Consider the following 15463-nt stretch of genomic DNA (forward strand, 5'->3'; position numbering starts at 1 on the left):
CACGTGGGATCCGGACGCGAAAGCCTGCGCAGAACGACCTCCGATAGCCAGTCGCTGTCTTGCCTTAGACCCCTGTTAATAGTGGTCAATGAGCGACGAGCATCGTGACACTCCTGATGTAGGCGAATGTCGCTCATAGGAGAACACCGCTGGCTGATGAATCAAGCAGTTGGACAGACGTCGGAGCGCGGCCGGAAGATCTACGACCTACCTTGGAAGAAACGCAAGCCAGGCATGCTGAATGATGTTTAGAGAAATTGGCGAAGCAGTGCCAACGAGAACTTTCGGGCCGTTCGATAACAGCTGACCGGAACGACCAGCGGGCTCCCTGACGTGGCGAACCGAAGCGGTCACCTTTTACCGGTGATACGTCCTTCGGCGTCGCTTTTTTATCGGTAGTAAGGAGTCGCTTTTCTTTATTACTGATCCCGACGATGCGCTGGCTGGTTTTCCGAGGAGTGGGCGTTCTACCGGGAGGCGTTGGTAGGTGTGCCAGCCGATTGACCTATTCAGTACTGATATTTGCCTCTTTCCGAAGCTTCGGTCTTCCTGAGTCCCAGCGAAAGACGTCGATTCACCGCGCTCAAGCACTAACAAGGATGGCGACCCAGGAGGGCTGCGGCCGCCTGACTCTCAGCTGCTCACCAACGAGCCTTGCGGGGCGCGTCATGCCCATGGCTGTCGCAATGACCAAATTCCGGTGATCAGATGCCCGAGATCCAGACGTAGAATCTGCATCCAAGTTTGCCGCTTGCGTCACCGATTGCAGGGAAATAGGAGTGGCAGAAAATTCCCTTTTCTGTGCTTATAGAGCAGCTCAAGATGAATCTTGAATACTGATCGCCTATCCCCAGGTGCGGAATTTTATTATAGCGAGTCAGCAATGGGCGCGGAGTCATGGGCATAACAGGTCCAAGGCGGCGGTGAATGGTTTTGCTTGTTGCAATTCAATGATGCTGTCATGGGTGGAAAGGGATTCCCTGTTATTACCTGGGTTTATGGGCGCGGTGTAATGGATAGGATGCCCTTGGGCATTCCGCTCTTGATGAAGAGGGTGGGTCAATATCTAAAATGGTCCATGAGGACGTTTGACAGCCAGATATCCCTCACCTGGAATGCTTGGCGTGCCTTTAAAACAATATGATGGATGCAGGGTTTATCCGGTCTGCCGGCTTTGGCTTTTCCTGCCAATGATGGTGATCTGCAGTATTGCTGCAGATGCCGTTTTCTAGCCGTATTCGTTGCTGGTTAGTTGCGCTGCCATGAGTTGAATGTGGATTTCAATAGTTGCGCAGAGTCTCTTGCGTTTCGTTGTTTTGTGACTTCGCGCGGTGCGTGTGGCACGCATCTAGGCCTTTTGGGGGTGACATGCCAAAGGATTCAGCGGCTACAGAAGGCATATTGTATTTTTTGCTGATCGGCGTGGTCTTGATAGTCTTGTTTTTCAGTCTAGTTTTTGATTTTTGGTAAAGGGCCACTTGGATGGCCTGCGCATCTCTCTGAAAAGAGGGCGGTGGCTCGCTCTGCTCTAGGCAATGATCGAAGGCCCTCAAGGGTCAGAGCGATGTTAGATTGTGCAGGTGGGCAGCTAGTTTATCATCTTATTTTGACAGTCTCCTGATCGTGGGGTGCGCTGTTTCGATAGCACGTTCTATAAAGATACGGTGATGGGGTAGCCCTCTGGTGGTGGTGCTTTTGAAATTTAGAGAAAGTCGATTTTCATGCGGACCGGCTGCAGAGTCAGGGTGGGTGGTTTATACGATGGTTTTTTGATTCCGCGCCAGGATGTCTTGTAGATTATGATGCTCTGTTTGGTTAGATACGGTTTGATGATTGTTATTTTATAGATGAATGTAGTCGAGCGCGCTACGTGATTCATGAAGCTATTTTATGATGGCTGTATGGGAAGGGTGGGCTAGGTAGAGGTGGTGATGGACGTCAATCTGATGATTGTTTCTACAAAGGCACGAGCTTCTGGATTCATAAAAAGCATTGGTTCTGCATCTACTGTCTTTGGTGTGTCACATTTTAGTAGCGTTGGTTCAGCATTAGAGGCGCTCAAGGGGGAAGGGGGGCCGGATGTTATCGTCCTGGTATTGACAGAGAGCGTCCTGAAACCCGCCAAAATCCTGGAGCTCTTGGGTGTCGCCGCGAAAAAAAGCTCTCCCATTCCAGTTGTGCTTTTAGGGGCAGAGTCATTCCGCGCCCGCGTAGATTTCGCAATTCAAGAAGGTGCGCACCTTTATATGGGTGATGAGTTTTCCCATCCTCGTCTCTTGGTACAGGTCTTACAAGACGTCTGGACGGGTTCTGAGGGATACCGCGTCCGCAATAGCGTTTTGTCGAGAGCAAAGATCACCTTGGACTCCATCAGCGACGGAGTCATAGGTACTGACGGTGCAGGAAAGGTCGAATATATCAATCCGGCCGCCGAGAAGCTGACGGGATGGCCGAAGGAATTGGCAAAAGGGAAACTTGTCAGCGATGTCATGAAAGTCAAGCTTGATGGGGCATTTGGCGATATACCTCATCCGGTTGAACTGGCACTGAGCAAGCGTGCGCCTACAGGATTAAGTGCCGGCGCTGTTCTCCTGAGACGGAACGGTGGAGCAATAGACATCGAGGACTCCACCGCGCCGATGATCGATGAAAAGGGGGCGGTAACGGGGGCGGTCATCGTATTCCATGATGTTTCGATGGAACGTGCCATGAAAGCCAAGATGACTTATCTGGCGGAGCATGATCAATTGACCCATCTGCCCAATCGCCTGTTGTTTCGCGACAGGGCAGCACAATCCTTGCGATCCGCCGTCAGGAACCATTCAAACGTCGCGATAATCTTTCTGGACTTGGATAACTTCAAAGGGATAAACGATTCCTTTGGACACTCGGTAGGCGATAAGCTTCTGGTTTCGGTTGCTGCTCGACTGTCAGGATGTGTGCGGAAAGAGGATACGGTGAGCAGGCAGGGCGGCGATGAGTTTTTAGTCTTGCTCGCAGGACTCAAGAATCGCGAAGCGGCCGAAAAGGTCGCAAAAAAAATCATATCCAGTTGCAATGAGCCTCATTTCATAGATGACCATGAAATTCGCATTACGATCAGCATGGGTGTAGGGTTTTCTCCGCAAGAGCATGTCGATATAGATTCGCTCATTGCGCAGGCTGACACTGCCATGTACCGGACGAAACAAAGCGGCCGAAACGGGTATACCTTCTTTAGCGATGAGATAGGCGCTCAGGCGCAGAAGCGGCAGAAAATCGAGGAGGGTCTACGTCAGTGTATCGATCTTGACGAGATCAGGCTTGTTTATCAGCCTAAGATCGATCTTTCGAACGGTACGGTGGTGGGTGTCGAAGCGTTGATGAGATGGCGCAATGATGTTTTGGGAGAAGTGGCGCCAAATAGTTTTATTCCCGTCGCTGAGGCGACGAGACTGGTAGTGGCGTTAGGTCGGTGGGCGATTAAGGAAGCCTGTACGCAAATAGGACAATGGAAGGCGCTGGGTTTAGGTGAGATCAAGATTGCCGTCAATGTGTCGGCGTTGGAGTTGGAAGACGACTCCTACGCAGACTACGTTGCCACGGTGTTGCGCGATTGTGAGCTGGATCCGGGGCTGCTGCAGCTGGAAGTCACGGAGACGATCTTCATAAAGGATTTGAGTAAGTGCCTGATACGGTTGGAGGTGCTGAAAGAGGCAGGCGTTTTGCTTGCGCTTGATGACTTTGGTACCGGTTATTCGAGCTTTTCATACTTGACCCGTATGCCCTTTGATTTTTTAAAAATAGACAGGTCATTTGTTCAGGATATCGATTTGGATAGCGGCAGGGTGGCGGTGGTCGGTGCCATGCTCTCAATGGCGAAAAGCCTAGGCCTCACCGTCATAGCTGAAGGCATAGAAACCTCTGCCGAAGCAGATTTTTTTATGAATAGCGGATGCGATCAGGCCCAAGGGTTTTTCTTTAGTAAGCCCTTGGAAGCCATGGATATGTCCTACTTTCTTAGCCAGCAGCGCTTGTCTACAGCTTGATCTCTCCAGAAATGCCCTGTGCGTAAGGCGCTGGGCCCTGGTACTGGCTCGGAAAGTCAGACTGGATGTGCAATGGGCTTTTTCGCCTACAGGCATGTTGACGCGCCAGCCACGCTGCGAGGGCTGTAGGTGTCTTAACCACGTAGCGGCAGATATGACAGGAGGCGATCGGTTTCCTTTTTCACTACGGCATAGCATTCGCAACTCAACTGTTCGAGCAGCTTACGGTCAAGCACCGTAATGTGGCCGCGGCTGTATTCGATCACGCCCTGGCGCTGCAGCTTGCCTGCGGCCTCGGTTACTCCTTCGCGGCGCACGCCGAGCATGTTGGCGATCAATTCCTGAGTCATGTTCAGCTGATCACCGGGCAGACGATCCAGCGACAATAACAGCCAACGACACAGCTGCTGGTCTATCGAGTGATGGCGGTTACAGACAGCGGTCTGCGACATCTGGGTGATCAGTGCCTGGGTATATCGCAGCATCAGTACCAGCATGTCACCGTGTCGATCAAATTCTTCCGTCAGGCGCTGACCTTGCAGCCGATACGCATAGCCGCCGCTCTGTACCACGGCACGGCTAGGTGTGCTCTCGCCGCCCATGAACAGCGAGATGCCCACCAAGCCTTCATTACCTACCACGGCGATTTCCGCCGAGGCGCCGTTTTCCATCACGTTGAGCAGCGAAACGATCGAGTCGGTGGGGAAGTACACGTGGCGTACGGACTCACCAGATTCATAGAGCACCTGACCCAGTGCCAGATGGACGAGCTCCAAGTGCGAAGAAAGCCGTTGCTGGACGTCACCAGGTAGAGCAGCCAACAAGCTATTGCGCTGTGGCTTGGAGTCTTCGGGCATGGCTTCTCTTCGGCAGTCCGGTCGGATTGAGCCGACACTATACGCCTGGCGTCACCCACGAATGCTCCCTTGGCGTCAGGCGCTGCTGGGACGGCTCGCCGTATCAGCGATGTTGATCAGATCCTGACCGTGGGCGTATGCAGACTCGTAGCGAGCCAGCTCGCTGGGCGATGCCTCGCGGAAGGTGACGGTTGCGGAGTCCGCCGGCCTGACGTCGCGCCTGGTGACCCGAATGATGTTGCCCGAACTTTTTGAAACGACAAAATAGGCAAGCATGACGGCTTCCTTGTGGCTGTATGAGCGATGTTGCTTTGTAGCGCCCTCATCAAGGCAGGTTGCCGTGCTTGTGTCCGCAGACCAGCCGTTCGTTCAGAGGGCCCTGTCCCAGTCGGGAATATGGGGATGTCCTTGCATGATGCGGCTTTTCGCCGGTCCTTCGTCGTCAAGTCCGGTCCCTCTGTCTCGCGCGCTCCTGCGAAGGGCTCGGAGCGCTCTGGCATTGCGCAGCTCTAGTTGTCCGGCCAGCGCACCTCGACCTGATGCTCCAGGCCATCGTCGATCAAATCGATGCTGTCGCCTTGCACCATCGTGCCGTCCATTTGCATGGTCGGCTGGGGCAGGTCGCCGCGGGAAAGCGCAATGCGGTAGAGGGTGGTGCCGAACCGGTAGTCCAGGCTGAAGGTCGCCCACTCTGCCGGTAGCACCGGGCGGATGCGCAACTGGCTGCCGCTGCGTTGCACGCCAAGGAGCGACTCGACGATCAGCTGATACATCCAGCCGGCGGAGCCGGTGTACCAGCTCCAACCACCCCGTCCTTCGTGGGGCGGCATGCCATAGACATCGGCAGCCACGACATAGGGCTCGACCTTGTAGGTGGCGGTGGCATCGTTCCCGTGGCCGACTGGATTGATCATCCGCAGCAGCTCCCATGCCCTGGCACTGTCTCCCAACTCGGCAAACGCCATGCCCGCCCACACCGCCGCATGGGTGTACTGCCCACCGTTCTCGCGAACACCGGGTACATAGCCCTTGATGTAGCCAGGATCAAGTCCACCCTGGTCGAAGGGCGGATCAAGCAGCTGCACCAGGCCGATATCACGACGCATGAGGTGCTGCTCCAGAGACGCCATGGCCGCGCGTTGGCGCGGCTCCGGCGCCGCGCCCGACAGCACCGACCAACTCTGGGCGATGGAGTCGATGCGGCATTCATCATTGCCGACCGAACCCAGGGGCGTACCATCGTCGAAGTAGGCGCGGCGATACCAGTCTCCGTCCCACGCGTGCGCATCGAGGCTGAGGCGCAACGTCTCGGCCTCTTCTTTGCAGCGCTTGGCAAAGGCGGCATCGTCATGGAGCAGGGCGGTGGCGGCGAAGCGGCGGAGCACGTCGTAGCCAAAGAAACCGAGCCAGACGCTCTCACCCTTGCCCCCTTCGCCGACGCGATTCATGCCATCGTTCCAGTCGCCGTCACCCATCAGCGGCAAGCCGTGAGCGCCACGCGCCAAGCTGTGTTGGAGAGCCCTCACGCAATGCTGGTACAGCGTCTCTCGTAAGGGGGAGTGGGTCGGCAGGTCATAATAGGACTGTTCACCCTGGTTGAGTGCGCGTCCTTCCAGGTAACCCACGCTTTCCAAGAGGACACTCGCATCACCTGTGACCTTAACGTAGCGGCTGGTCGCCCAGGCCAGCCAGAGATAGTCGTCGGAGCAGCGGGTACGCACACCCCGATCCAGGGGCGGGTGCCACCAATGCTGCACATCGCCTTCGATGAATTGATGGGCAGCGCACAGCAGCAGGTGCTGGCGAACCGCGGCCGGGTCGGCATGCAGCATGGCCATGCTGTCCTGCAACTGATCGCGGAAACCGAACGCCCCGCCGGATTGGTAGTAGCCACTGCGGGCCCAGAAGCGACAGGCGATCACCTGATACATCAGCCAGCCGTTGACCAGTACGTCCACGGCCGGCTCCGGCGTAGTGATCTGCAGCTTGCCCAGCGTGTCTTGCCAGTGCGTGCGTACGCCTTGCAATTCCGCTTCTGCGGTGACGTTACCCCGCATGCGCAGCACCAGACGGGATGCGGAGGTGGCATCCTGCGCGGCGCCGAGCCGGAAGGTGACGCTACGCTTCTCGTCAGGCGCCAGTTGCATATCCACCCGCAGGGCGGCGCAAGGATCTAGCCCTGGACCACTGCGTCCGGACAGGTGGGGCTGCGCCATCGCGGCAGGGGCACCGAGATGCCCATTGCGACCGATGAAGTCGCCGCGGCCAGCAGTACTGCTGGCGATCGGCAGATCGACGTCATAGAAGGCCACACGGCCCGGAAACTCGATCGAGTAGCTATTGCGTGCGAAGAGCGCGCCGCTGTTCGGGTCGGTCTCGCTGACCACGTGCATGCAGGCCTTCTCGCGAAGATCCCCGAGTACCCAGGCCACGTAGCCAGTGATCGACAGCCGCCGGGGACGAGCCGAGGCGTTATGGATTTTCAGGTGCGAGAACTTGAGCGGATCCTGTAGCGATACGTAGACCCACAATTCGCTGCGGATACCGTCTTCTTCGTGTTCGAAGACGCTGTAGCCAAAGCCATGCCGGGTCACGTAGGTACCCTTGCCAGGACGGGGCAAGGGCGTGGGCGACCAGTAGTGGCCGCTGTCTTCGTCGCGTAGGTAGAGGGTCTCGTCGCCTGGATCGCTGACCGGATCGTTGCGCCACGGGGTCAGACGGAACTCGTGGGCATTTTCGTACCAGGTGTAGGCGTTGCCGCTTTCCGAAATCACACTGCCGAAGTTGGGGTTTGCCAGCACGTTCACCCAGGGCGCTGGCGTGCGCTGTCCGGCCTGCGAGTGAATGACGTATTCCTTGCCATCGGCGCTGAAGCCGCCATGGGGATTGCCGAGGATCAGGGACGCATCGGCCAGCGGAATCGCGGGGGTCGGAGCGATGCGGGGCAACAGCTCCGCCGCGAAGGCAGGTAGCTTCGGTTCCGCGCGGCGCCGGTGGACCTGCTCGGCGAGACTGCCGCGCTCATCGCTGAGCACCAGGTGAGCGACCGCCAGCATCAGCACGCGATCCTCATGGGAGAGCTGTTGCGCCGGCCGCACGAAGATGCCACCTGGCCGATCGATCAAGTGCGCCTCGCTGCCCGAGGTAACCAGCTCCATGATCGAGTCCTGCAGATCCTGCCGATAGCCCGCTTGGTCTTCGTTCCAGATCACCAGGTCGACACTGAGCCCTTTGTGTCGCCAGTAGGCGTGAGCCTGCACCAGCTTGCGCACCAGATCGATATGGATAGCCGTGGAAATCTGCAGCAGCACTATGGGTCGGTCGCCCGAGATCGCCTGGCCCCAGAGGCCGCTTTGATTGCGCTGATTGGCCGCGAGGATATTCGGTGCGGCCCGCAGTGAGGGATTGGTATAGATGATGGACGCAGCCATCTGCTCGAACAACCGCGCCTCGGCGTGGGAGGTATTGAGCTGGCGCAGCAGCACCTGGCTGTGGGTCCAGCTCAGGTCGAAGACGCGATCAGCGAGGCGGCGGTCGCGGTATTTGTTGATCAGCTGGAGGCAACCCTCACGGTTGTCACTCACGCCGGTCACCAGGTCGATGGTGGCGATCTGGCCTGGGTCGAAGGTGATCCGGCAGCGAATGGCCACGATGGGGTCGAGCACTGCGCCGGCGGTACCGGAAAGTGCCTCGGCATCCATGGCGGCGGGGTGCGTCAAATTGCGCCCACGCCCGATGAAGCGGGCCCGATCGGTTTCGTAGGAGATCGCCGCGATGTCCGCATCGTGGACTGCCAGCAGGTGACACAACCACGGCACCTTTTCATCACTGGAGCGCGGCCGCCGGCTACACAGGATGGCCTGCAGCGGGGTGAGCAGTTCGCTTTGCACGAACAGCTTGCTGAATGCCGAGTGCAAGGCGTCGCTCAAGGCGGGGGCCAGGACCACTTCCGCGTAGCTGGTAAGCTCCAGGGTTCGGCGCCGTCCACTGCGATTGCTGATGTGCAGGCGCCGTAATTCGATATCGTCCTCCGGCGAGACGACGATTTCGGTATGGACATCGAAATCACGTTCGCGGACCCGAAACTCGGCCCTGGCATCGGTGAATATCGCCTCGAAGCCCTCCGTCTTGCGTAAGGTGGGCTGGTGCGCCGAAGACCAGAAGTCGCCGCTGTCCACGTCGCGGAGGTAACAGAAGGTGCCGGTGTTGTCGCAGGTGATGTCTTCCTGCCAGCGCGTGACGGCCAGATTGTCGCGGCGGCTGTAGCCGCCGCCGGCATTACTGATCATCACATGGTAGCGGCCGTTGGAAAGTAACTGTACCGCCGGGTGCCGGCGGCAGGGGTCGGTGTAGACCCGCAGCTTGTTCTCACTGGCGCGGGAGACCTGGCCTTCCAGTGAGGCATTGGCGGTGTGCAGGTACTGCGCGGCACTTTTCGGCGCCCGCTCCTGCAGCAGCAGGGACGTCGCCTGGAACTGTGGATTGGCTTCGAAGCGACGCTGCATGGGCCGCTGGTGCAATACATGGGTCAGCGATAGCAGGCTCATGCCCTGGTGGTGCGCCATGAACGACTGGATGAGTCCGGCGTGCTGACCGGGAGGGAGGCGGGCGCTGGTGAAATCGATGGCTTCATACAGGCCATAGCGGCCCGCCATGCCCAAGCCGGCCAGGCGTTGGAGATTCTTGCAAGCGGCTTCTGGCGCTACCATCAGCGCCAGTACCGACGCATAGGGTGCCACCACCAAGTCATCGCCAAGTCCGCGCTTGAGACCGAGCCCGGGCACGCCGAAGGCCCGGTATTGGTAGTTCAGTTGTGCATCCAGGGTGCTATAGCCGGACTCGGATACGCCCCATGGCAGGCCCAGTTGCTGGCCGTATTCGATCTGCCTCGCCACGGCCGCGCGGCAGGTCTGGTCGAGCAGGGTGTCCGCATAGTGGGGCATGACCAGCATCGGCATCAGGTACTCGAACATCGAACCGGTCCAGGACAGCAACACGGGATTGCCGCCGTTGCTCGTCAACAGCCGACCGAGGGTGAACCAGCTTTCCTGCGGCAGTTGGCCCTGCGCGATGGTCAGGAAACTGGTCAGACGTGCCTCTGATGCAAGGAGATCGTAGTAACCGCCGTCCAGGCGTTGTTCGTCGGCGTTGTAGCCAATGGTCAGCAGCTCGCGTTGCGGGTTGTAGAGAAAGGTGAAGTCCATGTCGGCCAGGTCGGCAGTGACATCTGCCAGGCGCAGCGCGGTGGCGATGCGCTCCTTGGCCTGGGCGATCACCGCCCGTACCCGAGGCTGTTCGTCGATGGGCCACTGCGTGACCTCCAGCTGCGCCAGCTCATGCCAACTGGCTGATGCCAGGGAGGATCCAGGGAGGGTGAGGCTGGCCACCTCGCCGTGGAGATCCTGGCATTGTGCAAACAGTGCCTGGCGCCAGTAGTCGGCTTCGGGAGCCGCTTCCAGTGCGGGTTTCAGAGCGTCGGCCCAAACGATGAGCCGCTGCAGGACGGTACTGATCTCGTGCAGACCTTCAAGCGTGTGGGCGGACGCCAATTCGCTAAGCGCACCGTCGAGCAGGTGCTCATCCAGTTCGCTCGCCCGTACTGCCTCTCGCAGTACGCCAAGGCAGTCCGCCAGGCCATTGCACCAATCTGCGCTGAGCAGAGGCGCGTGCGGCAATTCATAAAGCCCGGAGCGCAGCGTCAGTAGCAGGCCAGCCAGATTGCCGCTGTCCACCGTAGACACGTAACGCGGTGGCAGCGGTTGCAGCGTCTGGGTGTCGTACCAGTTGTAGAAGTGGCGGCGATGACGCTCTAGCCGCGACATGCTGGCCAGGGCCTTGTCCAGTCGTGTGAGCAGGCGACCGCCGCTCAAGTAGGCGAAGTCATGGGCGGCCAGGTGGGACAGCAGCGCCATGCCCATGTTGGTTGGTGAGGTTCGGTGTGCGATCACCGACGTTGGTTGCTCCTGAATGTTGTCCGGTGGCAACCAGTTATCGCCAGGGCCCACATGATCGTCGAAGAAGGCCCAGGTCTTGCGCGTCAGGGCGCGCAGAAATTGCTGGTCTGCGGGTGACGGCGTGAATACCGAGGGGTCACTTGGCTGGCTCAACCGATAGGCGACGGCCGGTGCCAGCAGCCAGGCCAGCAGGAAAGGCGTTGCGCTTGCCAAGGCCCAGAGATCACCCAGCAGCAGCGCGGCGACGACACTCGCCAGCAATGGCGCGATCCACATCAGCCGATACAGGCCCGACAGGTCGTTGCGGCTGCTGCGCTCCACTTCGCGGGACGAATTCCATTGCAGCAGATGGCGGCGACTGATGGTCAGGCGCCACAGCGTGCGACCGATGGCATCCAGGCTGCTGAAGGCTTCGAAGGGTAGCCACACCAGGCTCAGCAGCGCCCGCGTGAACTGCTGGGTCGCACTGCGAAGGACCACCTTCAGGTGCTGACCGAGCTGGATGTCCGGGGCTTTGTGTAGCAGCTCCAGCGAGGCGCTGATCAGGGGGTGGGTGATCACCAGCAGCAGTACACCCAGGCTCCATGCCAGTGGATGAGCGCTGGCGAACCATCCCCATAGCAGTACCCCGAGAAAGGCGGCCGGCTCCAGGCTACGACGCAGGTTGTCGATGATCTTCCAATAGGCCAGGTGCGTTAGCCGATTCGGCTCCAGACCACCATCGGATTTCGGGGTCCAGGGCATCAGCCACGGCAGCAACTGCCAGTCACCGCGGATCCAGCGATGACGGCGTTTGGCATCGGCGCTGTAGCGCGCTGGATGCTCTTCATAGAGTTGTACATCGCTGATCAGACCAGAGTGGGCATAGCAGCCTTCGATCAGGTCGTGGCTGAGAATACGGTTTTCGGGAAAGCGGTCCTGCAGGGCATGTTCGAAGGCGTCCACGGCATAGATCCCTTTGCCGATGAAGGAGCCATTGCCGAACATGTCCTGATAGACGTCGGAGACGGAACGGGTATAGGGGTCCACGCCCGCGTCGCTGCCGAACAACTGAGCGTAGGAGGAGCGGGCGATGCTTGGCAGGCTAATGCCGACACGGGGTTGCAGGATCGCGTAGCCGCTGGTGATGCGTTTCTGGCGCCCATCGAAGCGCGGCTGGTTGAGCGGGTGGCAGATCGCCCCCAGGAGCTGCCGCGCCACCTCGCGCGGCAGCTGGGTGTCGGTATCCAGCGTGATGACGTAGCTGATCCTGGGCAAGGCGGAGAGGTTGCCGACGACCAGGGAGAAGCGTCCAGCACCATGCCCACGTAGCAGTGCATTAAGGTCCGCTATCTTGCCGCGCTTGCGTTCATGGCCTATCCAGCGCTGTTCGGTGGGATTCCAGCGCCGTGGGCGATGCAGCAGGAAGAACCGCGCCGCGCCGGTTTCCGGGTACTTCAGGTTCAGGGCTTCGATAGCCTGGCTCGCGTAGTGCAGCACCCCCGCGTCACTCTCGAGGACTTCGCTCTGGGCATCCATGAAATCGGTGAGCAGGGCGAAATGCAGGTTGGCGTCACGGTTGGCGAGAAAGCGTACCTCCATGCCATCGATCAGCTCTTCCACATCCTGAACGCTGCCGATCAGGGTTGGCACCACGACCAGGGTGCGTGCATCGGAGGGAATACCGGCACTGAAATCCAGGCGGGGCAGGATGTCCGGCCGCAGCGTCAGGGTCGCCAGGCGGTTGACCAGCGCGATGGCCAGCTGGCTGGTCATTACCATTATCGGCCCGCCAAGCAGCAGTATCGTCCAGAGTCCCCAGCCGTCCGCTTTCGACCCGGTGAAGAAAGGCCATGCCAACAGCAGGCTGAGCGCCAGAACGGGCACGACGAAGAACGCCATGGGCGCGCCACGCAGTATCCTGCGGCAGCGCTCCACCAGGGAGCGTCGGGCACCCAGCTGTATTTCCAGGGTGGCCAGCCCCGCGCCCACCAGGTAGAAACCGACGTGCTTCTGCACTGGATCCTGTTCGGCTGCGGCGTCGCAGAGCTCGATGGCCGCCTGCGCGATGTCAATCTCGGAAGACGAGCAACTGCGCGCCAGGCGCTCGATGGCGTGGCGGTAGTGATCGCGAGTGGCGAAATCCATGCGGCTGTAGATGTCGGCCGGGTCCTTGGCCAGCACCTGTTCGACCCCGCTCAGGCGTTCGACGAACTCGCGCCAGTCCGCTGCCGATAGCAGCCGCAAGCTGTTGATGCTGTTACTGATCGACACCTGCTCCGTGGCCTGCAGTTGGCCATCGAGATGAATCAGGCGCTCGACACCCTGGCCGGACTCCGCCAGGGCCTGTTCGATCCAGGTCATGGGTAGCACCAGTGACGTACTCTGGCCCTGCAAGCGTCGGGAGAGCTCCGCAACGAAGGCGCTGGTCATCGGCGGTGCGGAGCGCGCAAGATCGGCTACCAGCAGCACGACGCTCTTGGCGTCGTGCTCCGCTGTCGAAATGAAACGGTCGGCCCAGTCATCGGCGAGGTTGCGATCGGTCCAGCTGGCCATTACCTGCGACGCGACACGTCGAAGATTTTCGATCAACGCCAGGCGCAACATGATGGGAATGGCCCACAGCTCGCCCAGGGTCAGGGGCGTCACCGTTTGATAAGCGGTGACGAAACGACTCAGACTCTCGCTGTCGACGCGGCCGTCGCCATGGGAGATGGTTTCCAGCGCGATGTCATACACCCGCGGAAAGGTGCGCGAGGGGCCGTCTTCCAGACCGGGCAGCTCACGGCAGTAGCCGTTGGGCAGGTGTTTCTGGGCGGTGCGTATCTGCTCTTCGACCAGATAGAAATTGTCGAGTAGCCAGGCGGCCGCTGGCGTGGCGCGTTGACTGGACAGCGCGGCCACTGCCATCGCCTGGCCGCTGCTGGCCAGTACGGCGGCATTCTCGGCAAGGCGATGAAGCAGGGCGTCCGAGGTGGTATGGGTGCTCAGCTGATGTTGTCGGGCGAGATGAGCGCCGTGGGCCGCCATCTGCTCCAGACTGAACAGTTCCGCGCGCAAGGCCGGCTCGTACTGGAAGGTGCGCGGCGCGGGATGCCACAACCGTTGGATTGCTCTAAGCCATTGCCTATCCATGTTTTCCTTAGCATTCAACGCGAAACACAAACAGCGGCGCAGAGATGCCTTCCACGCAGGTGCCGCGGGTACGCCGTCTTGAGACGGTGCGCATCCAGTGTGGAAGTCTATGGAGGGTGGCGTCTGTCTGCTGGCACACATAGCGTTGTGCCGTGATGGCAGTGAAGCGGTGCCAATAGATAGTCACCGCGAAACCTGTAAAGTTGAATGACCTGATGAAAGCCACCATCGGCTGCTGCCAGCTAATGTCGGCTCCCGCCGCGCTTCGAACAGAAGTGTTTCCAGCGCTTCCCACTGCGCTACTAAGGTGACCGCGATTTCATTCAGCACAGGCTTCAGTCGCCGGCGCTGATCGGTGAATCCTTTCTGGATCGATTCGCCCTGCCAGCCACCGCGCGCAGAAAGGACATCATTACGGGCGCCGATTTCACTGAGGTCATGGGCCTTGCCCGCGAGAAGAGATGAACGCCCCCCGGGCTTATTGTTGGCGCCGTCCTGGCGACTTCAGCACGTCGCAGACAGTGTCCGCGATGCTGCTGGAGTCCTGGGGCGTAGATGTCTTACATGACGTTCCTGCGGTCGCGGTAGGTCTCCTTCAGGTGGTTAAGAAGGCGCACGCCGGACCTGTCAGCGCTACCGTAGGGACGTTCATCCCGGTGGTAACGCCGCCGAACGTAGGCGGCAGCATGGACCCCTCGTCAGCGCGTCCCGCTCCATAATTTTCCGCGCAGCCAGTGTTCACGCCTTGGTGCTCTTCCCGAGCAGAAACGTCAGGATGAGCGGATTAGCATCTCACGTGCTCTTCGAAACGAGCGAAGCCGGCCGGCACGCCGCCGTGCGAGGCGTGCTGGGTGCTATCAGCCAACGAGGTCAGCTGGTTCGCCCGGTTCGTAGCTGACCGACTGGGCGTAGATCGTGCCTTGTGCTCCACAGCCGAAACGCCGCTCAGGGTAAAGAACTCCATCAGCTGCTGGAGCAGTTCGGCCTGGCTGCTCATCTCTTCGGCGGTGGCGGCCAATTCCTCGGACGCCGAGGCGTTCTGCTGGGTGACCTGACTGAGCTGCAGCATGGCGCCGTTGATCTGCTCGACGCCGGAGGTCTGTTCTTCCGAGGCGGCGGTGATCTCCTGCACCAGGTCGGAGGTCTTGCTGATGGAGGGCACCATCTCGTCCAGCAGCGCGCCGGCACGCTCGGCCAGGGCCACGCTGCCCTGGGCGACATTGCTGATCTCCTGGGCGGCGACCTGGCTGCGCTCCGCCAGCTTGCGCACCTCGGAGGCCACCACGGCGAAGCCCTTGCCATGCTCGCCGGCCCGCGCCGCCTCGATGGCGGCGTTGAGGGCCAGCAGGTTGGTCTGGTAGGCGATGTCGTCGATGATGCTGATCTTGGCCGCGATGGTCTTCATGGCCACCAGGGTGTCCCTGACGGCCTGACCGCCTTCGTTCGCCTCGCGATTGGCCTTGCCGGCCATGCCGTCGGTGACCTTGGCGTTCTCGGTGTTCTGGGCGAT

The 15463-nt window shown here is 59.9% G+C and carries 5 protein-coding genes; 1 reads left to right on the forward strand and 4 read right to left on the reverse strand.

The genetic code is table 11. The features are described 5' to 3' along the window. The first annotated feature begins 1931 nt into the window (after positions 1 to 1931). A complete protein-coding gene (locus GSQ95_RS14725; RefSeq protein WP_158890512.1) occupies positions 1932 to 4028 on the forward strand; it encodes an EAL domain-containing protein in 2097 nt (698 codons plus the stop codon). Positions 4029 to 4162: 134 nt separating this feature from the next. Here GSQ95_RS14725 and GSQ95_RS14730 read toward each other — a convergent pair whose 3' ends face one another. The 4 genes from GSQ95_RS14730 to GSQ95_RS14745 form a co-directional block, all read right to left on the reverse strand. Beyond that, positions 4163 to 4885 (reverse strand): Crp/Fnr family transcriptional regulator, encoded by a 723-nt coding sequence (locus tag GSQ95_RS14730; RefSeq protein WP_027597920.1) that lies wholly within the window; start codon positions 4883 to 4885, stop codon positions 4163 to 4165. A gap of 75 nt (positions 4886 to 4960) precedes the next feature. Further along, positions 4961 to 5161 (reverse strand): hypothetical protein, encoded by a 201-nt coding sequence (locus tag GSQ95_RS14735; protein ID WP_158890514.1) that lies wholly within the window; start codon positions 5159 to 5161, stop codon positions 4961 to 4963. A 233-nt stretch (positions 5162 to 5394) separates the two neighbouring features. Next, complete coding sequence (locus tag GSQ95_RS14740) at positions 5395 to 13953, reverse strand: GH36-type glycosyl hydrolase domain-containing protein (RefSeq protein ID WP_158890516.1); 8559 nt, start codon at positions 13951 to 13953, stop codon at positions 5395 to 5397. A gap of 784 nt (positions 13954 to 14737) precedes the next feature. Then, a partial coding sequence (locus GSQ95_RS14745) for a methyl-accepting chemotaxis protein (protein WP_256664590.1) occupies positions 14738 to 15463 on the reverse strand: 726 nt, incomplete at its 5' end.

Origin of the sequence: Pseudomonas sp. BAV 4579, from assembly GCF_009765395.1 — a bacterium.
In the GTDB taxonomy this organism is placed as follows: Bacteria; Pseudomonadota; Gammaproteobacteria; order Pseudomonadales; family Pseudomonadaceae; genus Chryseomonas; species Chryseomonas aestiva.

Coding starts and splice junctions, on each gene's coding strand:
- GSQ95_RS14725 (WP_158890512.1), top strand. CDS start 1,932: ATGGACGTCAATCTGATGATTGTTTCTACAAAGGCACGAGCTTCTGGA.
- GSQ95_RS14730 (WP_027597920.1), bottom strand. CDS start 4,885: ATGCCCGAAGACTCCAAGCCACAGCGCAATAGCTTGTTGGCTGCTCTA.
- GSQ95_RS14735 (WP_158890514.1), bottom strand. CDS start 5,161: ATGCTTGCCTATTTTGTCGTTTCAAAAAGTTCGGGCAACATCATTCGG.
- GSQ95_RS14740 (WP_158890516.1), bottom strand. CDS start 13,953: ATGGATAGGCAATGGCTTAGAGCAATCCAACGGTTGTGGCATCCCGCG.